This window comes from Kitasatospora sp. NPDC059327 (genome assembly GCF_042752535.1).
Taxonomy (GTDB): Bacteria; Actinomycetota; Actinomycetes; order Streptomycetales; family Streptomycetaceae; genus Kitasatospora.
The window spans coordinates 222,244-242,370 of the sequence record NZ_JBHYYB010000003.1; the positions used below are offsets into that span (position 1 = coordinate 222,244).

Here is a 20,127-nt window from a genome sequence, read left to right on the forward strand (position 1 = left end):
CCCGGGCCTCCCGGGGCCTTCCCCCCTCCCCGGCTGGCGGTGTGGTGTTGGGTGTCGGCGGGGGGGGGGGGGGGGGGGGGGGGGGGGCGCGCGCCCCCCCCCCCCCCCCCCCCACGACGCTACTGGCCGGCGTCCTCGTCGAGGGTGTGCTTGACCAGGGCGTTGGCGTGGCCGTGACCCAGCCCGTGCTCGGACTTGAGCCAGCCGACCAGTTCGGTGTGCCTGGTCAGCGGGGAGGAGCGGATCAGCTCCTTCCAGTGCGCCACCGGCAGGCCGTACTTCTTCTCGATCGAGGGGAAGTAGCTGGCCGGGCCCTTCACGGGTTCGGTCGTCATCGCGGTCTCCTGTCGGGGTCGTTCGTGGTGGGTCGTTCGTGGTGGGTCGATCATGCCCGGGTGATGATCAGGCCGCCGGGAAGGCGGCCCGCCGGATCGGGCCGGGGCCGCCGGGCCGCGAGGCTGTGCGTCATGAGGCGGCCCTTCCGTGCGTCGTGAGGGTGTTACGGGTTGGACCGGGCGGAGCGGCGGAACTCATCGGTGCCGCGCGGGTGACCTGCGTCACAGGAGGGGCCGGGGTCGCCGGTCTACGATCCGGGCGGGGCCGCCGGTGGCGGCGCCGCCCCGACCGCACCGGCGGTGCGGGACCACCCGCACGGACGGAGCGCCCGATGACCGCCGACTTCCGCGCCGACCGGATCGGCAGCGCGCTGCGGGGCGAGAACCCCACCGTGGTGCGCCGGCTCGACGCCGGCTTCGCCGTGATGGGCGATGTCCAGTTCCTGCCCGGGTACGCGATCCTGCTCACCGACGAACCGGGCGTCGAGCGCCTCTCCGACCTGCCCCGCCCGCGCCGCCTCGCGTACCTCGCCGACCTGGACCGGCTCGGCGAGGCCGTCGAACGGGCGTGCCGCGCCGTGGATCCGGCCTTCCGCCGGGTCAATCTGGAGATCCTCGGCAACAAGGACCCGTTCCTGCACGCCCACGTCTGGCCCCGCTTCGACTGGGAGCCGGACCACCTGGTGCGGATGCCGGTCTGGCTCTACCCCCAGGGCCACTGGCGCGACGCCCGGTACGCCCTCGGTCCGGAACAGGACGTCGTCCGCGCCGCCATCGGCGCCGAACTCGACGCGCTGCGCTGATATTCCCCCGGACCGGTCCGGTCACTCCATCCCGTGAACCCGCGGGCGAGGTCAACGGGCCCGGGCCGGGCGGTGGTTACGCTGCGCTCATGGACATCGTGATCCCGCTCTTCGACCGTTTCGAGCCGCTCGACGCGATCGGGCCGTACGAGATCCTCGGGCACGTCCCGGGCGCCGAGGTGCGCTTCGTCGCGCCCGAGCCGGGGCGGGTGACCGATGCGCTGGGGGCGCTGACGGTCGAAGTCCCCACGCACTACTCGGAGATCGACTCCTGCGACGTGCTGCTCGTCCCCGGCGGCGCCGGGACACGGCCGCTGATCGCCGACCCGGACTTCCTGGACTGGGTCCGCGCGGTGCACGGGGCGACCAGGTACACCACCTCGGTCTGCACCGGCTCGCTGCTGCTCGGCGCGGCCGGGCTGCTCAAGGGTCTCACCGCCACCACCCACTGGGCGGCGGTGGCCGAACTGGAGGCCCACGGTGCCACCTACACCGCCGAGCGGGTGGTCCGCCACGACCGGATCATCACCTCGGCCGGTGTCTCCTCCGGCATCGACATGGCGCTGCGGCTCACCGCCCTGCTCACCGACGACCTCACCGCGCAGGCCGTCCAGCTCCTCACCGAGTACGACCCCCAGCCCCCGTTCGACACCGGCTCCGCGGCCAAGGCGCCGGCCGCCGTCCGGGAGCGCGTCCGCACCCTCGGCTGAGCCGCCGGGGCTACCGCGGGGTGTCGGGCGCGCGCCGGTGCCGCGTCCCGGGCCCCGGCGGCGCGGTCAGTCGGAGGTCCCCTCCTTGAGCAGGGCCGCGTACCGGTCGGCGGTGAGCAGGTCCGTCAGGTCGGCGCCCGCGGCCGGCGTGATCTCGATCATCCAGCCGTCGCCGTACGGGTCGTCGTTGATCTGTTCGGGAGAGTCGTTCAGCTCCTCGTTGACGGCGCTGACCGTGCCGCCCAGCGGGAGGTAGAGCTCGCTCACCGACTTCACCGACTCCACGCTGCCGAAGGGCCGGCCCTGCTCGAACACGTCGCCCTTCTTGGGCAGTTCGACGTAGACGATGTCGCCGAGCTGCTTCTGGGCATGGTCGGTGATGCCGACCCGCAGCCGGCCCCCGGCCACGGACCGCACCCACTCGTGGTCGTCGGTGTACGAGAGGTCGCTCGGGATGTTCGCCATGAGGGTCTCCGTGCTGTCGTCGCCGCGCCGCTGACGACTCGTCAGTGGTGCGGGAGAGCCTGCTACAGATCCCCGGGACCGGCCGGGACGTTCACTCCGGAGAGTGAGTCCTGCCGCCGGGTGCCCCGCACCCGTGCCCGCCCGCCGGTCCCGGTGGGAGGGGCCCGGAGGACAATGGCGGCGAACCGCCGGCCCGCCACCCCGGGAGAAGCCGTGATCGGCACCCTGCAGTGCGTCGTCCTCGACTGTCCCGAACCGGCCGTGCTCGCGCGCTTCTACGCGGCCCTGCTGGGCGGCCGGGTCGACCGGCCGGACCCGCGCTGGTCGCTGGACGAGACCTGGTCGACCCTGCACGTCGAGGGCGGACCGGTGCTCTGCTTCCAGGGCGTCGCCGACCACCGGCCGCCGCGGTGGCCCGACCCGGCGCACCCGCAGCAGGCGCACCTGGACATCGACGTGGCGGATCTCGACGGAGCCGAGCGCGAGGTGCTCGCGCTCGGCGCCACCCGACTGGCCGACGGCGACGGCTGGCGGGTCTACGCCGACCCCGCCGGGCACCCGTTCTGCCTGCTTCCGGCCACCCCCGGCGCCGCCGCCTCAGTTCAGTGAGAGTTCGTCACCCACGCTGAGGCGCCCGGGGGTCACCACCTCGGCCAGGGCGTCCAGCCGGCCTTCGTGCGCCTGGATGATGGCCTTGAGGATCTCCGGGGCGTGCGGCAGGCCGGGTTGGGCGACGGTGGTCATGGCGCAGCGCTCGCTGGCCCGGACGAAGGCGAGCCGGGCCCCGCCGCCGCCCTCGCGGCCGAACCAGCCGTCCTCGACGAACGGCGGCGTGCCCGGCGGCGTGCGGAGCAGGATGTTGGGGCGGAACCGGCGTACGTCCACCACCGCGGCGGGCGCGGCGCCCCGCACCCAGTCCAGGGTCGCGGTGGTGAGCACGCTGACCGGCAGCTGGTCGAAGTGCGAGACGGCGTCCTCGCGGGCGAGCGCGACGTCCGGCCGCTGGAGGTAGGCGCGCAGGAAGGCGGTGGGGTCGGCGACCGGCCGGCCCAGTGGGTCGAACAGCTCGGGGCCGTCGAGCCGGTGGCCGAGCCGGGAGGAGAGGCGCAGCAGGCCGTCCATCCGGCGGAACCGCCGGGTGTTCTTGCCGGAGCCCAGCTTCCCGGCGCTGTCGCGCACCGCGTAGAGGCGGTCGCCGGCCAGGCCGCGCTCGTCCACCTCGACGGAGTCGAGCCGCTCGCCGCCGGTGGACTTCACGGGGTAGCGCCAGAGCTGCTCGATCACTCCGATGATCTCTGCCATGGCGCGAAAGCGTAGCGGCGCCCGCCGGGGATGGTCTAGACCAAGTGCCCGACCAGCACTCACCCGAGGCGCGCCACCGCCCGCACCGGCGCGCCGTCGGCGGCCACCAGTCGCAGCGGGAACAGCGACACCTCCACCGGCCGGCCGGCCTGCTGGGCCGCCAGCAGCGCCCGCAGATCGGTCAGGTTCTCGGCGATCACGCCGCCGCCGGGCGCCCCGAGCAGCACCCGGTGCGCGGCCAGCGTCGGCTCCGGGGCCACCGGCTGGTCGTGTTCGTCGGTCAGGTCCGCCAGCAGCGCCGCGACCGCCGGGTCGCCCGGTCCCGGGTCCGGCGTGGGGTCGACGCTGAGCGCGTCCACCCCGATCGTCCGCACCCCGGCGGCCACGATCGCCTCGGCCGCCGCCGGACTCAGACTGGGGTGGGCCAGATAGGCGTCGGTGCCCCAGTGCCGGGCCCAGCCGGTGGCCAGCAGCAGGACGGTGCCCTCGCCGGCCCGCTCCAGCGCCGGGGCGAGCTGCTCGGGGGTCACCTCCGCCCGCGGCTCCAGCCCCCGCAGGTCGGCGACGACCGCCGGGCCGGTGAACCGCTCCAGCGGCAGACCGTCCAGGGTGGGCCAGGTGACGTCCACGTGGTACGGCGCGTCCACGTGGGTGCCGGACTGCGAGCCGAGGTGCAGGGCCAGCACGTTGACCCCGGCGGTGGCCGTGGTGAGCGCGGGGGTCAGGACGACGGCCGGATCGCCGGGGTAGACCGGCATCGCGGTGGTCACCTGATGGGTGAGGTCGACGAGGGTCGCTGCCATGCCGCCCATCCTCGCAGGGGTGAACGCGGATGGGCCCGCCCCGGGGGCCGCCGTATAGAAAGGGGGCCATGGGAACAGAAAAGCGTCAGCCGTGGGTGGTCGGGGTCTCGGGCGCGTCCGGTACGCCGTACGCCGCCTCCGTGATCCGGGCGCTGCTCGCGGCCGGGGAGTCGGTGGACCTGGTGGTGAGCCGGGCCGCCCGGCTCACCATCCTGGACGAGACCGGCATCTCCTTCCGGGACGCGCACTGGCGCGCCGACCTCGCCGCCTGGCTGGGCGGCGACGACGGTCTCGACGACGTCCGCCACTGGTCGGCCGGCGATTTCGCGGCCGGACCGTCCAGCGGCTCGTACCCGGCCAAGGGCATGCTGGTCGTCCCCGCGACCACCGGCGCGGTGGCCGGGATCGCGCTCGGCCTGAGCAAGGACCTGCTCCAGCGGGCCGCCAGCGTCACCCTCAAGGAGCGCCGGCCGCTGGTGGTCTGCGTCCGGGAGGCGCCGCTCAACGGGGTGACGCTGAAGCATCTGGTCGAGCTGGACGCACAGGGCGCCGTCGTGCTCCCGGCCTCGCCCGGTTTCTACGCCGGTGGCTCCACCGTCCGCGAACTGGTCGATTTCGTGGCCGGCCGGGTGCTGGACGCCGTCGGCGTTCCGCACACGCTGTACCGCCGTTGGGAGGGCGAGTTGGGCGCGGCCGCCCGCCCGGCCGGGCAGGACGGGTGACGGCGGGAGACGGGGGGAGTGGGGCGGCCGGAGGCAGGAGAGTATCTTCTCTGCGATATCCGGGTTGTTCCGCGCACGGCGCCTTTGAATCCGGATAATGATCTGTGGGTCAGGTGAGGTTCGGAAGGACGCGGACGGTATATGGACACGGTGGACAGACAGCTCATCCAGGCGCTCCGGGAGAACGGCCGCGCGTCCTACGCCGAGCTGGGCCGACTGGTGGGCCTCTCCGGCCCGAGCGTCACGGACCGGATCAACCGGCTTGAGCAGGCCGGGGTCATCACCGGCTACCGCGCGACGGTCAACCCGGCCTCGCTCGGCTTCGGCGTCACGGCCCTGATCGGCCTTCAGCTCACCGACGCGGCCGACCACGAGGACGTCGCGTTCCGGCTGAAGGACCTCGGCGAGGTCGAGGACTGCTGGTTCATCGCCGGTGACGACTCGTACATGCTCAAGGTCCGGGTCTCCGACGTGGAAGGCCTGGAATCGGTGGTCAAGCGGATCTCCGGCACGAAGGGCGTGGCCCGGACCCGCACGACCGTCGTACTCTCCACGAAGTGGGAGAACCGAGTGAGCGAACTCCCGATGGTCGAAGGCGAGTAACGCGATGGCACTGGTCGGTCTGGAGGAGCTGCGCGCGGCCCGGCAGCGGATCGCCGGGGTGGCGGTGCGCACCCCGCTGGTCCCCGCCCCCTGGGCGGGCGACGGCGAACGCCGGCTCTGGCTCAAGCCGGAGAACCTCCAGCCGACCGGCGCCTTCAAGACCCGCGGCGCCTACAACCGCCTCGCCGCGCTCAGCGACCAGGAGCGGGCCCGCGGCGTGGTCGCCCAGTCCAGCGGCAACCACGCCCAGGCGGTGGCCTACGCGGCCGGGCTGCTCGGCATCAAGGCCGTGATCGTGATGCCGGACACCTCGCCGGCGGTCAAGGTCGACGGCACCCGCGCGTTCGGCGCCGAGGTCCTGCTGGTCACGCCCGAGGAGCGCGACACCGTGCCCGCCGAGCTGGCCGAGCGGCACGGCTACGTCTGGGTGCCGCCCTACGACGACCCGTTCATCATCGCGGGCCAGGGCACGGTCGGCCTGGAGATCGCCGAGGACGCCCCGGCCGAGCTGGACACCGTCCTGGTACCGGTGAGCGGCGGCGGCCTGATCTCCGGGACGGCGGCCGCGCTCAAGCTCACCCGCCCGGGCGTCCGGGTGGTCGGCGTCGAGCCGGAGCTGGCCGCCGACGCGCAGGCCAGCCTGCGGGCCGGCGAGCGGCTGTCCTGGCCGGTCGCCGACACCTACCGGACCATCGCGGACGGGCTGCGCACCCCCTCCGTCGGTGAGCTGCCCTTCCAGCACATCACCGCGTACGTGGACGACATCGTCACCGTCACCGAGGACGAGATCCGCGCCACGGTCGCCCTGCTGGCCCGCCGCGGCCGGCTGGTCGCGGAGCCCTCCGGCGCGGTCGCCCCGGCCGCGTACTTCCACCGCGCGGCCGAGATCGGCGGCCAGGCGGTCGCCGCCGTGGTCAGCGGCGGGAACATCGACCCGGCGCTGCTCGCGGAGCTGCTCGCGGCGTGACGGCGGCATAGGCGTACGCTCGTTCCGGCAACGATTCGAAGTCGGAGGAGGCGGGGCACCGCATGGACGCAGGGCTCAAGCGCGAGCTGGAGGCGAAGGTCTACGCGGGTGAGCGGCTGACCCGCGAGGACGGGATCGCGCTCTACGAGAGCGACGACCTGGCCTGGCTGGGCGGTCTGGCCCACCACGTGCGGACGCGGAAGAACGGCGATGTCGTTCACTTCAACGTCAACCGCCACCTCAACATGACCAATGTGTGCAACGCGTCCTGCGCGTACTGCTCGTTCCAGCGCAAGCCGGGCGAGAAGGACGCGTACACGATGCGCATCGAGGAGGCCGTCCGGCTGGCCAGGGCGATGGAGGTCGACTCCCTCACCGAGCTGCACATCGTCAACGGGCTGCACCCGACCCTGCCGTGGCGCTACTACCCGCGTTCGCTGCGGGAGCTGAAGGCGGCCCTGCCGAACGTCTCGCTGAAGGCGTTCACCGCCACCGAGATCCACTGGTTCGAGAAGATCAGCGGCCTGCCGGCCGACGAGATCCTGGACGAGCTGATCGACGCCGGTCTGGAGTCGCTGACCGGCGGCGGCGCGGAGATCTTCGACTGGGAGGTCCGTCAGCACATCGTCGACCACGACACCCACTGGGAGGACTGGTCGCGGATCCACCGCCTCGCCCACAGCAAGGGCCTCAAGACGCCGTCCACCATGCTGTACGGCCACATCGAGGAGCCCCGCCACCGGGTCGACCACGTGCTGCGGCTGCGCGAGCTGCAGGACGAGACCGGCGGCTTCCAGGTCTTCATCCCGCTGCGCTACCAGCACGACTTCCACGACTCCAAGGACGGCGTCGTGCGCAACAAGCTGATGGCGCGCACCGAGATGGCCACCGGCGCCGAGGCGCTGAAGACCTTCGCCGTCTCCCGGCTGCTGTTCGACAACGTGCCGCACGTCAAGGTCTTCTGGGTGATGCACGGTGTCACCACCGCGCAGCTGGCGCTCAGCCACGGCGCGGACGACATGGACGGCTCGGTGGTCGAGTACAAGATCACCCACGACGCGGACAACTTCGGCACCCCGAACAAGCTCGGCCGTGACGACCTGCTCGGCCTGATCAGGGACGCCGGCTTCCGCCCGGTGGAGCGCAACACCCGCTACGAGATCATCCGCGAGTACGAGGGCCCGGACCTGACGCGCCGCGAGACCCCGCAGGCGATGCGCCTCTGACCGGCGCGCCGACCGATCGTTCCGCCCCCCGGGCCGCCCGCCGGCCCGGGGGGCGGCGTTCTTCACCGGGTCCGCACATCATCCCGGGTTTCCCAACCGGCCCCGGGTTTGGCAGGATCAGCGCCATGTCCGGTTCCCATCGCGCCACCGCGTACCCGCCGTACGAGCCGATGCACGAGCCGGTGTACGAGGTGCCGCAGCAGTCCCACGGGGTCTACGATCAGGCGTCGTACCAGGGCTGGGACGCCCCCGCGCCGGCCGGAACCGACCCGAACCAGCCGTTCCACGACGGCGCGGACCACTACCCGCGGCAGGGCCACGGCCAGCACCGGGCGCACCCGGAGCAGCGGGTCCACCCGGACTACCAGGACTACCAGGACTACTCGGACCACCCGATCCACCCGGACCAGTGGGGCCACGGGAACCGGCAGGACGGCTACGCGCCGCCGGCCCATCCCGGGACCGAGGGCTACGACGCGTACGACCAGCCCTTCCGGCCGCTCACGGAGCCGGCGCCGCCCGCCGCCGTACCGGTCCGGTCCGCGGCCCAGGCACCCGCGACCGACCCGGCCGCGGCTCCGGCCGGGTCCCGGGCGGCCGCCCGCGGCCACCGGCGCAAGCCCAGGAAGAAGCGCGGCGGCAAGGCCGTGACCGCCGGTACCGCGCTGCTGCTCGCGGCCGCCGCGGGCTGGTACACCGTCGGCCAGGACGCCGGCAGCCCGACCGCGGCCAGTGCCGACGCCCCCGGTCCGGAGGGCGTCTCCGCCCCGGACCAGCCCTCCCCGGCGGCCGCCGCGCCGGCCGCCCAGGCCGCGAACGACCGGCACACCGGGGCGCCCGCCGCCGACCGCAGCGAGGCCCGCCCGGACGGTTCGGTGGCCGCGATACCCGGGCTGGGCGCCACCTTCACCGCGCGGATACCCGCCGAGACCACCCAGGTCGTGCTCGCCTCCGGGCAGGGCAAGGACGCCAACAAGACCGCCGTCACGCTCTGGACCCGTACCGCCGAGGGCCGCTGGCTGGCCGGCGAGACCTGGCAGGGCCACAACGCCAACAAGGGCTGGACGACCGACCACAACGAGGGCGACCTGCGCAGCCCGATCGGGGTCTTCACGCTCAGCGACGCGGGCGGCCGCAAGGCCGACCCCGGGAGCCGGCTCCCGTACGACAAGGACGCCGACTTCGTGGTCTCCGGGCGGGGCTTCGCGGGCGAGCCGCTGGCCGGCTCCTTCGACTACGTGGTCGCGATCGACTACAACCGGGTACCCGGCAACTCCCCGCTCGACCCGCGCCGTCCCAGTGGCTCGTCCAAGGGCGGCGGCATCTGGATCCACGTCGACCACGGCGGCCCGACGCACGGCTGCGTCTCGGTGCCCGAGGACAAGATGGCGCAGCTGATCCGCACCCTGGACCCGGCCGCGCACCCGGTGATCGTGATGGGCGACGCGGCCTCACTGGCCGTCTGAGCCCCGTCCACTCCCCAGGCGCCGCAACGGCCCTTGTCGGCCTCCTACAGCTTCCGGGGGCGGATCCTGTAGCCGGTCGCGCCCCGCTGACCAGCGGGTAACCCGGTTGAGTGGCTGTATGAGCGGTTCGCGCATTGTGGCACTCGGCCACTACCAGCCCCCCAAGGTCCTCACCAACGACGACCTGGCGGTGCTGGTCGACACGGACGACGAGTGGATCCGCAGCCGGGTGGGGATCCGGACCCGCCACATCGCCGAGGGCGAGAGCCTGGTCGATCTGGCCACCGAGGCGGCCCAGAAGGCGCTGGCCAACAGCGGCCGCTCGGCCGCCGACATCGACCTGGTCGTGGTCGCCACCTGTACCGCGGTCGAGCGCAGCCCCAACACGGCCGCCGCCGTGGCCGCCCGCCTCGGCGTGCGGGCACCCGCCGCCTACGACATCAACACGGTCTGCTCGGGCTTCTCGTACGCGCTGGCCACCGCCGACCACGCGATCCGGGCCGGCGCGGCCCGCCGCGCGCTGGTGATCGGCGCGGAGCGGATGTCGGACACCATCGACTGGACCGACCGCACCACCTGCGTGATCTTCGGCGACGGTGCCGGCGCCGCGGTGGTGGAGGCCCAGGAGGAGGGCGCCGAGCCGGGCATCGGCCCGGTGGTCTGGGGCTCGGAGCCGGAGAAGAGCGACGCCGTGGTGATCACCGGCTGGGATCCGGTGATCAGCCAGCAGGGCCAGTCGGTGTTCCGCTGGGCCACCACGCAGATCGCCCCGCTGGCCCGGCAGACCTGTGAGAAGGCCGGGATCGACCCGTCCGAGCTCAAGGGCTTCGTGCCGCACCAGGCGAACCTGCGGATCATCGACGCGATCGCGGCCAAGCTGGGCGCTCCCGACGCGGTGGTCGCGCGGGACGTCGTGGTGTCCGGCAACACCTCGGCCGCCTCGATCCCGCTGGCCTTCTCCAAGATGGTCGAGCGGGGCGAGCTGTCGCCCGGCGACCCGGTGCTGCTGTTCGGCTTCGGCGGCGGCCTGGCATACGCCGGGCAGGTCGTCCGCTGCCCCTAGCGGCCCCCCCAGCAGCCCCCTAGCGGCCCCAAGGCCCCCGGCGTCCTCGGGGGCCCCTGACGGCCCTCGGCGGCCCCTGGGACGGCCCGGTGGCGCCCCCGGGACCTCCCGACCACCCGGGGCCTTCCGGAGGGCCCGGAACCCCCTCACACGCACATGCCGGTGGGCGGGCACCCTGAACGGGTGCCCGCCCACCGGCATGTCTGGCGCGCTGCGGCACGTCGGCGGACCTCCCCCGAGGACACGGCCGCCGTCCGTCGTTCCCCGGACAGGAGGCCGGGGCTGCGCGCGGAGCGGATGGGTGGGTAGGCGGGAACGGTCTACTTGGGCGGCTTCTTGCCGGTGACACCCAGGTACACCAGGGGAGCGAGGTTGGGCTTCAGGTCCTTGACCTTGACGCCCCACGAAGTGAACGCCTTCTGGTGCTCGGCCGCCGAGGCGAGCAGCGAGACCAGGGAGCCGGCGACGGCGGCCGGGTCGAGCGACTTGTCGGCCTGACCCTTCGCCTGGAGCTCCTTGACGGCCTCCGTGAGGGGCTTGGCGACCGCGTTGAGGACCGTCATGCGGATCTTGAAGAACCGCTTGTCCCCTTCGGCAGCACCCAGCGTGACCACGCGGAGAATGGCGTCGTTCTTGCGCCAGAAGGCGAGGAATCCGTCGACCAGTTCTTCCGAAGTGGCCGTGCCGGACTTCCCTGCCCAGGACTTTCCGGCCACCAGCTCTTTGAGGGTGTCGGAGTCCTTGGCCATTTCCTCGGCGATTTCGAGGACAGCGCCCTCGACATCCGGGAAGTACTGGTAGAAGGTCGCGGGGGAGGTACCCGCCATACGGGCGACGTCGATGACCTTGACGTCCCGATAGGGCGACGTGCTGAGCATCTCGCGGAGGCAGTCGAGCAGCTTCTGCCGCGTCTCCTGTCCGCGTCGCCCGGCGACGCGACCGTCGACGGTGCGAACTTGTCCTGTCATGCCGTCAGCTTACCGTGGCACGATCTTGGCGCGATTCGGTGATGCGACTATTACTCCGCCCGGGGGGTTGCTATAGGGGCGTGAACGACTTCGGACGGATATTCATCGCGCTCCGGAGGCTCCTGTTGAAGCCCCCCCGTGTGCTTATGACCCCACAGCGTGACGGCCCCTCCGCTGAGGGGTGATCGGGTGACAGAGCGTGACGACTTTGAGTCGGATCCGGGTGGGAACCGGGTGGGATCCGAGTCGGGGTGAAAAAGTGCCGCGGGCCGGCCGTTCGCGAGCCGCGGCCGGAGCGGACGTCAGAATCCGGCCGTTGTGGCGGCACTGACCGGACGGTGAGCCCGAGGAGGCTCTGGGCGGGGGAGGTTGGAGTTGACCGGGGCGGCATTGGAGAATCGGGTCCGGCACCACGCGGCGGGTGCGGAGAACGGGGAGGTGGCAGCGGAGTGGACCAGCTGACGGCGCACGATCCGAGGCGGATCGGGCCCTTCGAGGTGCTGGGGCGGCTCGGCGCGGGCGGGATGGGCCTGGTCTACCTGGCGCGCTCCGCGTCCGGCCGGCGAGTGGCCATCAAGACCGTCCGGGGGGAGCTGGCCGAGGACGAGCTGTTCCGGGTCCGTTTCGCCCGGGAGATCGCGGCCGCCAAGACGGTCGGCGGGTTCTACACCGCCGCCGTGGTCGACGCCGACGCCGACGCCCGGGTGCCCTGGCTGGCCACCGCGTACGTCCCGGCGCCGTCCCTGGAGGACCTGGTCACCGAGTGCGGTCCGCTGCCGGCGGGGGCGGTGCGCTGGCTGGTGGCCGGCATCGCCGAGGCGCTGCAGTCCATCCACGCCGCCGGGCTGGTCCACCGCGACCTCAAGCCCTCCAACGTGCTGGTGGTCGAGGACGGCCCCCGGGTGATCGACTTCGGGATCGCCGCCGGCGTCTCCAGCACCCGGCTGACCATGACCAACGTGGCGGTCGGCACCCCGGCCTACATGTCGCCCGAGCAGGCCCGGGACAGCCGCGGCGTCACCGGTGCCAGCGACGTCTTCTCGCTCGGCTCGCTGCTGGTCTTCTGCGCCACCGGCCACCCGCCCTACCGGGGCGCCAACCCGGTCGAGACGGTGTTCCAGCTGCTGCGCGACCAGCCCGACCTCTCCGGCCTGCCGGCCGAGCTGGTCGACCTGGTCCGCGCCTGCATGCGGCCCTCGCCCGAGCACCGGCCCTCCCCGGCGCAGATCCAGGCCGAGCTGGCCCCGCACCTGTTCTCCCGGGACGACGCCTCGGGCGAGGCGGGGGACTGGCTGCCGGCCAACGCGCTGGAGCTGATCGAGCGCAAGCGCGGCCGCCGGGTGCCGCCGCCGGCCCCGGCACCCGTCCAGGCGCCGCCGGTGCCCGGCCCGAGCGCGCCGCCGCTGTCGGCCCCGCCGCTGCCGGTACCGCACCAGCAGCAGCCCCCGCAGCCGCTCCCGCCGCACCGTCCCGCCGCGGACGACCCGCGCACCCGGCACCCCGCCGAGCGGTACGCGCCGCCCGTGCCCGGGCCGGTGCACGCCCTGCCGCCGGGCCCGCCCGGCCCGGACGCCGAGGCCGCCACCGAGAAGATCTCCGCCCCGCGCCGCCACCGCGCCCCGGCCGCCGGGGAGAGTGCCGCCGAGGTGCGGCTGACCGGGGCCTCGGTGCGGATAGGCCCGGGGCCGCGCGCCGAGCAGGCCGGCCCGGGGGCCGCGCCCGCCGAGACGGACTGGGTCCGCCGGATCACCCCGCCGCCGGTCCAGGCCGCCCGCTGGCGTCCCTGGCGGTTCCGGATGTCCAACGACGTCTGGGGCACCCCGGTGGTCGCCGACGGCACGCTCTTCGTCTCCAGCTTCGAGGTGCACGCCCTCGACGTCGCCTCCGGTCAGCGCCGCTACAAGACCCGGGACGTCGCCTGGGCGCTCGCGGTGGACGCCGGCCGGGTGCACGCCGCCGACGGCCCGCACCTGTACACGGTGGACGTCGCGGACGGCACCGAGCGCTGGCGCCACTCGCTGGACGGCTGGGTCTACTCGCTGGACGCCGCCGACGGCGTGCTCTGCTGCGGCGTCCGGGGCGGCGGGGTGCAGCTGCGCTCGGCGGCCGGCGGCGCCGAGCTGTGGCGCGCGGACGACGCCCAGCAGGACTACGAGAACCCGCAGTCCGGTCCTGCCCTGGTGGGCGGTTACGCGTACTACTACGGCGGCGGACGGCTGCGGTGCGTCGATCCGCGCGGCGCGGGCCTGCGCTGGTCCGTGCCGGTCGGCGAGGACGTGCCGTCCCGCCCGGCCGAGCGGGCCGGCGTGCTGTACGTGACGGCCGGGACCAGGGTGTACGCGCTGGACGCGGCGAGCGGGGCCGAGCGCTGGCGGTTCGAGGCCCCGGTGGTGCTCTTCACCCCGCCCGCGCTGGACGCCGACGCGGTCTACGTGGCCGACTACCTCGGCACGGTCTACGCGCTGGACGCGGCGACCGGCCGGGAGCGCTGGCGCGGCGCCACCGGCAACCGGCAGGGGGCCGAGCCGGTGGTCGTCGGGGGCGGCATGGTGCTGGTCGGCAGCGGCGAGGTGCTCTACGCGTTCGAGGCGGCCACCGGGCGGGAGCGCTGGCGCTACACCGCGCGGGGCGAGATCGTCGGCACCCCGGCGGTCGCCGACGGCCTGGTCCACCTGGGCAGCCGGGACCACTCGCTGCACACCCTGGACCTGGCCAGCGGTCAGCTGCGCTGGGAGCTCGGCACCAAGGGCGAGCTGACGGGCTCGCCGGTGGCGGTCGGCGGGCGGGTCTTCGTCGGCAGCAAGGACCGCTGCGTCTACGCGCTGGACGCCTTCTACGGCACGGCGGTGCCCTCGCACTGACCGGCCGGGCCGGGCCGGGCGGGGCCGCGGGCGGCTCTACCGTTCGCGGGCCGGGCGGCGGCGGGCCCCCGGGTGCCGGGCGCACCAGCCCTCCCACGCGGAGGCCACCATCTCCTCCACCCCGTACCGGGCGGTCCAGCCCAGCTCGCGGTGGATCAGTTCGGCGGAGGCCACCACCCGGGCCGGGTCGCCGGCGCGGCGCGGGGTGACCTCGCCGGTGGTGTCGTAGCCGGTGACCCGGCCGATCACGTCCAGCATCTCCTGGACGCTGACGCCCTCGCCGCGGCCGATGTTGAGGACCAGCGAGGTCTCGCCGGGCGGGTCGGCGGCCAGTCGCCGGGCGGCCGCCACGTGGGCCGAGGCGATGTCCGAGACGTGGATGAAGTCGCGGACGCAGGTGCCGTCCGGGGTGGGGTAGTCGGCGCCGAAGACCAGCGGGGCGCGGCCGGCGGTGAGCCGCTCGAAGACCATCGGGATCAGGTTGAAGACGCCCTCGTCGGAGAGCTCGGGCGAGGCGGCGCCGGCCACGTTGAAGTACCGCAGCGAGACGGTGGAGATGCCGTGGGCCCGGCCGACCGCGGCCGCCAGCCACTCGCCGGCCAGTTTGGTCTCGCCGTAGGGGTTCATGGGGACGCAGGGGGCCGTCTCGGTGACCAGGTCGACGTCGGGCATGCCGTAGACGGCGGCCGAGGAGGAGAAGAGGAAGCGCTTCACCCCGGCCTCGGCGACGGCCTCCAGCACGTTCTGCAGACCGGTGAGGTTCTCCCGGTAGTAGAAGAACGGCCGCTCCACCGACTCGCCGACCCTCTTCTTGGCGGCGAAGTGCAGCACGCCGCGGACGTCGTGCGAGCGCAGCGCGCCGTCCAGGGCGGCGCGGTCCAGGGTGGAGCCCTCGACCAGGGCGACGCCGTGCGGCAGCCGGGCGCGGTCCCCGGTGCTGAGGTCGTCCAGCACCGCCACCCGCTCGCCGGCCTCGACCAGCTGGTGCGCCACGTGCCTGCCGATGTATCCGGCACCACCGGTCAGCAACCAAGTCATGGCCCGAATCCTAGGCCGTCCCCGGTGACGGCGCGTCGGGGCGGCGATCCGGACATATCGGTGAAATGCTGACAAAGATCTCTGTGGTCCGCGCGCTCCCGCGCGAGGCCCGGTGCTCCCGCACGGATCTCGATGGCCGCACGGATCCCGATCGCCCCGCACGGCCGATGGAATCGGAGGCAGCCCAGGTGAACCGCAAGAAGGAACCCACCCGCCCGCTCCCGGCCGGGCCGCGTCCGACCGGACCCCGGGTGTTCGGCGGGCGGCTGCGCGCGCCCGGGGCGCTCGCCGCGCTGACCGCGTTGGCGGTGGCCGGGTGCAGCAGCGGCTCGTCCTCCTCCTCGTCGACCGCCACCACGTCGGGCGCCTCCTCGTCCTCCTCCTCGTCGGCCCGGCCGGCGAGCGGCAACCAGCTCCAGGACGCCTACCAGAAGGTGATCGCCGACGTGCTGCCCTCGGTGGTGCAGATCACCACCGCGACCGGCCTCGGCTCCGGGATCGTCTACGACGGCAAGGGCGACGTCGTCACCAACGCGCACGTGGTGGGCAGCGCCACCACCTTCACCGTCACGCTGGCCAACAGCACCAAGGCACTGGACGCCACGCTGGTCGCCTCCTACCCGGAGTCCGACCTCGCGGTGATCAGGCTGAGCGACCCGCCGAGCAGCCTCAAGCCGGCCGTCTTCGGGGACTCCGCCAAGGTCGAGCTGGGCCAGATCACCCTGGCGATGGGCAGCCCGCTGGGCCTGTCCAGCAGCGTCACCCAGGGCATCGTCTCGGCCACCGGCCGGACCGTCTCCGAGCCGCAGGGCGGCGGTTCGCCGGGCGCCACCATCGGCAACATGGTGCAGACCTCGGCGGCGATCAACCCGGGCAACAGCGGCGGCGCGCTGGTCAACCTGGACAGCCAGGTGATCGGCATCAACACGCTCGCCGCCACCGAGCCCGAGGCCAACGGCGCCGCCGCACCCGGGATCGGGTTCGCCATCCCGGCCTCCACCATCACCAGCATCGCCGACCAGCTGATCAAGGACGGCAAGGTCACCAACTCCGGCCGGGCCGCGCTCGGGATCACCGCCCGGACGTACTTCGACCAGAACTTCCGGCCGGCCGGGGCGGTCGTGGTGGCCGTCAGCTCCGGCGGTCCGGCCGCGGGGGCGGGGATCCAGCCCGGCGACGTGATCACCAAGGTCGGCGACGCGACCATCGACTCGCTGAACTCGCTCACCACCGCGCTCGCCTCGCTCACCCCGGGCACCAGAACGACCGTCACCTACACCCGGGACGGCCAGAGCAAGACCGCCGACGTCACCCTCGGCACCCTGGAAACCCCCTGACCCGCCGGACCCCGGGTCCGCCCGGCCCCGGCGGCGGACGCCCGTACACCGCGCAAGGGTTCGCGGGCGGCCGGCCGACGGGTGCGGGCCGGGACTTCGTCAACTGCCTCGACGAAGTCCCGGCCCGCTGGTGCGTCGGGGTCGGTGCGGTGCGGTCGGTGGGGTGGGCCGCCGGTCAGCGGCGGGCGGCGCGGGTGTGCCAGGGCAGCTCGATGGTCACCGTGGTCGGCCCGCCGGCCGGGCTCTCCACCAGGAACACCCCGTCCACGGCCCGGATCCGCTCGGCCAGCCCGGCCAGGCCGCTGCCCGGGTAGGGCGCCGCGCCGCCCTTGCCGTCGTCCCGCACCAGCAGCATCAGCTGGTCGCCGGCCCGCCAGGCGTCCACCGTGGCGGAGCGGGCGCCGGCGTGCTTCGAGACGTTGGTCAGCAGTTCGCTGACCGTGAAGTAGGCGATGCCCTCGACCGCCGAGTCCGGGCGCTCCACCGTGCCGTCCGCACCGGTCAGCTCGACGTGCACCTTCACCCCGTCCGGCACCGTGCAGCGGGCGGCCACCGCGGAGAGCGCGGCGTCCAGGCCCCGGTCGGTGAGCACCGCCGGGTGGATGCCCCGGGCCAGGTCGCGCAGCTCCTGCAGGGCGAGCTTCACCTCGCCGTGCGCGGCACCGACCATCCTCGCCGCGGCCGCCACGTCCTCGGGCGACTCGGTCTCGTTGAGCCGCTCCTTGGCCATGCCGAGATCCATCGCCAGCGCCACCAGCCGGGCCTGGGCGCCGTCGTGCAGATCGCGTTCGATCCGGCGCAGGTCGGCGGCGGCGGTGTCGACCACCGTGCCGCGGTCGTCCTCCAGCTCGCGCACCCGCTCGGAGAGCGCGCCCGGGTAGAGCAGGGTCTCCACCAGCATCCGGTCGATCGCCGCCTGGAAGCGGACCACCCAGGGCAGCACCGGCCAGCCGACGATCACGCAGATCAGCGTCACCGCGAAGCTCAGCAGGCCCCAGGGCAGCAGCAGCACGCTGTAGAGGGCGGAGCGCCAGCTCAGCGCATCGGTGAGATGGGCGATCGCGTAGCCGGTGACACCCGGTCGCAGCCGGCGCACCGGCTCCGGCTCGCGCACCTCGGAACCCAGCACCGAGCGGGCCCGCCGGCGGGCGAACCGGCCGAGGCCCCGGCAGCCGGCCAGCCCGGCGGCCAGCAGCGGCAGGCCGATCACCGTGACGGACAGCGCCAGGCCGACCGAGAGCGTCGCGACGGTGAAGACGAACCCCGCGATGCCGAGCGGCAGGTTGAGCATCAGCTGCCCGGCCTGCTGCCACATCCGCACGCCGTACAGCGGGGCGCGTTCCGTGCGCGCGTCCGGCTCCTTGATGGCATCCGCGGCGCGGCGGTGCAGAGGCTTCATGTGGATCTACCGTCCCTCGGGGTCGCGCTGGTGATCCAAGCTTCCCTGGTCAGGGGCGGGCGGGGCCATGGGGGTGATACGTCTCCCGGGGCGGGGGTTATCCCCACCCCGGGGTGACGGCGGTCGGGTGCCGGGGTGTCCGGGGGCCGTCCGCGGGTTGTCCATCCGCTGTCTTGCGGATCGGGCGGGATGCGGTGCTCCACGGCCGTGCACTTAGACTCACGCATTGGCGATGGTTATGACCGTGTAAAGAGACGTCGTAGAACGGCCCCGAGGGCGGTTCTCACGGACGAGGTGGAGGCGAGGGGCATGGAGGGGCAGCCGGCAGCTGCCGTCGCGGCCGACCCGGCGGTCGGCAGCGGCTACTTCGACGCGTACGCCGCGATGGGCCTGCTCGCCGTCGTCGGCGTGCTCTTCGTCGCCGTGGCGTTCACCGCCAACCGACTGCTGCGGCCGGTGGTGTACTCGCCGGAGAAACTCCTCGCCTACGAGTGCGGTGTGGACCCGGTGGGGGAGGACTGGGCGCACACCCAGGTCCGCTACTACGTCTACGCCTTCCTGTACGTGATCTTCGCGGTCGACGCGATCTACCTGTTCCCGTGGGCGACCGTCTTCGCCTCCGCCGGATACGGCGCCGGAACGCTGATCGAGATGTTCGTCTTCATCGGCTTCCTCGCGGTCGGGCTGCTCTACGCCTGGAAGAAGGGCGTTCTGGAATGGACGTGACCCCCCACCACTCGCACGCGCACGACGCCGCGGGCCCGGTCCCGCTCGGTCTGCCGGACCCGTCGCGTCCCGGTGCGGCCGTCGAGCGGAGCGGTCTCGGCCCGCTGGCCCGGCTCGCGCCGGACCCGGTCAAGGTCGTGCTCAACTGGGGCCGCCGCTACAGCCTCTGGTGCTTCAACTTCGGCCTGGCCTGCTGCGCGATCGAGTTCATCGCCGCCTCCATGGCCAAGCACGACTTCATTCGGATGGGTGTGATCCCGTTCGCGCCCGGCCCCCGGCAGGCCGATCTGATGATCGTCTCGGGGACGGTGACCGACAAGATGGCGCCCGCCGTGAAGCGCCTCTACGAGCAGATGCCCGAGCCGAAGTACGTCATCTCCTTCGGCGCCTGCTCCAACTCCGGCGGGCCCTACTGGGACTCCTACTCCGTCACCAAGGGCGTCGACCAGATCATCCCGGTCGACGTCTACGTGCCCGGCTGCCCGCCCCGGCCGGAGGCCCTGCTCCAGGGCATCCTCAAGCTCCAGGAGAAGATCGCCGCCGAGTCGCTGCCCGAGCGGTACGCGGCGCCCGCGAGCGCGCTGCGCCGCCCGCTGGTGGCCGGGCCCGGTCCGGCCGAAGGAGGCGTCTCATGAGCACCGCCGAGCAGGACGCGGCGTCGGTCGGCGAGTGGGCCACCGGCGCCGAGGCGTACGGGCTGGTCACCGTCGACGTGCCCGCCGAGCACTGGATCGAGGCGCTCACCGCGGCCCGGGACGTGCTGGGCCTGCGGTTCTTCGACTGGCTGAGCGCCGTCGACGAGCTGGCCGAGGGCTTCTCGGTGGTCGCCCACCTGGCCGCCGCGGACGCCCCCGGGGTGCGGCACCTGGTGCTGCGCACCAAGGTGGCGCGGGACGCGGCCGCCCTGCCGACCGCCGTCGGGGTGTACGCGGGTGCCGGGTGGCACGAGCGGGAGACGCACGAGATGTTCGGCATCGACTTCCCCGGGCACCCCTACCTGGCCACCCTGCTGCTGCCGGACGGCTTCGAGGGGCACCCGCTGCGCAAGGAGTTCGTCCTGGCGGCCCGGGTCGCCAAGGCCTGGCCCGGCGCCAAGGAGCCGGGCGAGTCGGACCACGGCGACGGTCCGGCGCGGCGCAAGATGCAGCCGCCCGGGGTACCGGACCCGAACGAGTGGGGTCCGCTCAAGGGCACCCTGCCGCCGGTGGCCGAGCGGCCCGCGCGTGGTGCGCGGGCGGCCGGTGCGGCGGCCCGCACGCCCCGCGCGGGTGCCGCCGCGGCGGCCGAGGGCGCGCCCGCCGTCCGGGCGGACCGGCCGCGTCGGACCAGGTCG

The 20,127-nt window shown here is 73.7% G+C and carries 21 protein-coding genes; 14 read left to right on the forward strand and 7 right to left on the reverse strand.

Annotation, left to right across the window (positions count from 1 at the left end):
• Nucleotides 1-119: 119 nt before the first annotated feature.
• Nucleotides 120-335 (reverse strand): DUF4287 domain-containing protein, encoded by a 216-nt coding sequence (locus ACFXHB_RS03475; RefSeq protein WP_380571686.1) that lies wholly within the window; start codon nucleotides 333-335, stop codon nucleotides 120-122.
• Nucleotides 336-667: 332 nt separating this feature from the next.
• Here ACFXHB_RS03475 and ACFXHB_RS03480 point away from each other — a divergent pair, with 332 nt between their 5' ends.
• On the forward strand, nucleotides 668-1,138 hold the full coding sequence (locus ACFXHB_RS03480; protein ID WP_380571688.1) for an HIT family protein: 471 nt from the start codon (nucleotides 668-670) through the stop codon (nucleotides 1,136-1,138).
• Between the two features lie 89 nt (nucleotides 1,139-1,227).
• The gene (locus tag ACFXHB_RS03485) at nucleotides 1,228-1,848 is read left to right on the forward strand and encodes a DJ-1/PfpI family protein (protein WP_380571690.1); all 621 of its coding nucleotides are present in this window, start codon (nucleotides 1,228-1,230) and stop codon (nucleotides 1,846-1,848) included.
• A gap of 66 nt (nucleotides 1,849-1,914) precedes the next feature.
• On the opposite strand, the gene gcvH is transcribed toward ACFXHB_RS03485, so the two are convergent.
• On the reverse strand, nucleotides 1,915-2,313 hold the full coding sequence (gene gcvH, locus ACFXHB_RS03490) for a glycine cleavage system protein GcvH (protein ID WP_380571692.1): 399 nt from the start codon (nucleotides 2,311-2,313) through the stop codon (nucleotides 1,915-1,917).
• 213 nt (nucleotides 2,314-2,526) lie between these two features.
• Between gcvH and ACFXHB_RS03495 the strand changes: the two genes are divergently transcribed.
• The gene (locus ACFXHB_RS03495; RefSeq protein ID WP_380571694.1) at nucleotides 2,527-2,922 is read left to right on the forward strand and encodes a VOC family protein; all 396 of its coding nucleotides are present in this window, start codon (nucleotides 2,527-2,529) and stop codon (nucleotides 2,920-2,922) included.
• Here the strand turns inward: ACFXHB_RS03495 and ACFXHB_RS03500 are convergent.
• Nucleotides 2,911-3,615, reverse strand: a complete 705-nt coding sequence (locus ACFXHB_RS03500; RefSeq protein WP_380571696.1) for an MOSC domain-containing protein — start codon at nucleotides 3,613-3,615, stop codon at nucleotides 2,911-2,913. The two genes, ACFXHB_RS03495 and ACFXHB_RS03500, sit on opposite strands and share 12 nt — an antisense overlap.
• A gap of 59 nt (nucleotides 3,616-3,674) precedes the next feature.
• A complete protein-coding gene (locus tag ACFXHB_RS03505; protein ID WP_380571698.1) occupies nucleotides 3,675-4,418 on the reverse strand; it encodes a cyclase family protein in 744 nt (247 codons plus the stop codon).
• Between the two features lie 68 nt (nucleotides 4,419-4,486).
• Here ACFXHB_RS03505 and ACFXHB_RS03510 point away from each other — a divergent pair, with 68 nt between their 5' ends.
• The 6 genes from ACFXHB_RS03510 to ACFXHB_RS03535 all read left to right on the forward strand — a co-directional run bounded on the left by ACFXHB_RS03510 (nucleotide 4,487) and on the right by ACFXHB_RS03535 (nucleotide 10,465).
• Nucleotides 4,487-5,140 carry a UbiX family flavin prenyltransferase gene (locus tag ACFXHB_RS03510; RefSeq protein ID WP_380571700.1) on the forward strand — a complete coding sequence of 218 codons (654 nt, stop codon included), beginning with the start codon at nucleotides 4,487-4,489 and terminating at the stop codon, nucleotides 5,138-5,140.
• A 141-nt stretch (nucleotides 5,141-5,281) separates the two neighbouring features.
• Nucleotides 5,282-5,743, forward strand: a complete 462-nt coding sequence (locus ACFXHB_RS03515) for an Lrp/AsnC family transcriptional regulator (RefSeq protein ID WP_329488232.1) — start codon at nucleotides 5,282-5,284, stop codon at nucleotides 5,741-5,743.
• 4 nt (nucleotides 5,744-5,747) lie between these two features.
• Nucleotides 5,748-6,710, forward strand: a complete 963-nt coding sequence (locus tag ACFXHB_RS03520; protein WP_380571703.1) for a threonine/serine dehydratase — start codon at nucleotides 5,748-5,750, stop codon at nucleotides 6,708-6,710.
• A gap of 62 nt (nucleotides 6,711-6,772) precedes the next feature.
• Nucleotides 6,773-7,936: an aminofutalosine synthase MqnE gene (mqnE, locus tag ACFXHB_RS03525; protein ID WP_380571705.1), complete on the forward strand. Its 1,164-nt coding sequence runs from the start codon at nucleotides 6,773-6,775 to the stop codon at nucleotides 7,934-7,936.
• Nucleotides 7,937-8,061: 125 nt separating this feature from the next.
• Nucleotides 8,062-9,402 (forward strand): L,D-transpeptidase family protein, encoded by a 1,341-nt coding sequence (locus ACFXHB_RS03530; RefSeq protein ID WP_380571708.1) that lies wholly within the window; start codon nucleotides 8,062-8,064, stop codon nucleotides 9,400-9,402.
• A gap of 118 nt (nucleotides 9,403-9,520) precedes the next feature.
• Entirely contained in the window at nucleotides 9,521-10,465 is a 945-nt protein-coding gene (locus ACFXHB_RS03535; protein ID WP_380571710.1) for a beta-ketoacyl-ACP synthase III, read from the forward strand.
• A 320-nt stretch (nucleotides 10,466-10,785) separates the two neighbouring features.
• Here the strand turns inward: ACFXHB_RS03535 and ACFXHB_RS03540 are convergent, their stop codons facing one another.
• Nucleotides 10,786-11,433 carry a TetR family transcriptional regulator gene (locus ACFXHB_RS03540; protein WP_380571712.1) on the reverse strand — a complete coding sequence of 216 codons (648 nt, stop codon included), beginning with the start codon at nucleotides 11,431-11,433 and terminating at the stop codon, nucleotides 10,786-10,788.
• A 449-nt stretch (nucleotides 11,434-11,882) separates the two neighbouring features.
• Between ACFXHB_RS03540 and ACFXHB_RS03545 the strand changes: the two genes are divergently transcribed.
• The gene (locus ACFXHB_RS03545; protein ID WP_380571714.1) at nucleotides 11,883-14,294 is read left to right on the forward strand and encodes a PQQ-binding-like beta-propeller repeat protein; all 2,412 of its coding nucleotides are present in this window, start codon (nucleotides 11,883-11,885) and stop codon (nucleotides 14,292-14,294) included.
• Between the two features lie 36 nt (nucleotides 14,295-14,330).
• Here ACFXHB_RS03545 and galE read toward each other — a convergent pair whose 3' ends face one another.
• Nucleotides 14,331-15,332 (reverse strand): UDP-glucose 4-epimerase GalE, encoded by a 1,002-nt coding sequence (galE, locus tag ACFXHB_RS03550; RefSeq protein ID WP_380571716.1) that lies wholly within the window; start codon nucleotides 15,330-15,332, stop codon nucleotides 14,331-14,333.
• A gap of 188 nt (nucleotides 15,333-15,520) precedes the next feature.
• Here galE and ACFXHB_RS03555 point away from each other — a divergent pair, with 188 nt between their 5' ends.
• A complete protein-coding gene (locus tag ACFXHB_RS03555) occupies nucleotides 15,521-16,669 on the forward strand; it encodes a S1C family serine protease (RefSeq protein ID WP_380571718.1) in 1,149 nt (382 codons plus the stop codon).
• A gap of 175 nt (nucleotides 16,670-16,844) precedes the next feature.
• On the opposite strand, the gene ACFXHB_RS03560 is transcribed toward ACFXHB_RS03555, so the two are convergent.
• Entirely contained in the window at nucleotides 16,845-18,068 is a 1,224-nt protein-coding gene (locus ACFXHB_RS03560; RefSeq protein ID WP_380571720.1) for a sensor histidine kinase, read from the reverse strand.
• Nucleotides 18,069-18,377: 309 nt separating this feature from the next.
• Between ACFXHB_RS03560 and ACFXHB_RS03565 the strand changes: the two genes are divergently transcribed.
• The 3 genes from ACFXHB_RS03565 to ACFXHB_RS03575 form a co-directional block, all read left to right on the forward strand.
• Complete coding sequence (locus tag ACFXHB_RS03565) at nucleotides 18,378-18,794, forward strand: NADH-quinone oxidoreductase subunit A (protein WP_380571722.1); 417 nt, start codon at nucleotides 18,378-18,380, stop codon at nucleotides 18,792-18,794.
• Nucleotides 18,785-19,429 carry an NADH-quinone oxidoreductase subunit B gene (locus ACFXHB_RS03570; RefSeq protein ID WP_380571724.1) on the forward strand — a complete coding sequence of 215 codons (645 nt, stop codon included), beginning with the start codon at nucleotides 18,785-18,787 and terminating at the stop codon, nucleotides 19,427-19,429. The genes ACFXHB_RS03565 and ACFXHB_RS03570 overlap by 10 nt, the downstream gene beginning before the upstream one ends.
• Nucleotides 19,426-20,127: NADH-quinone oxidoreductase subunit C (locus ACFXHB_RS03575; protein WP_380571726.1), on the forward strand; the 702-nt coding region annotated here is incomplete at its 3' end. The genes ACFXHB_RS03570 and ACFXHB_RS03575, both read left to right, overlap by 4 nt.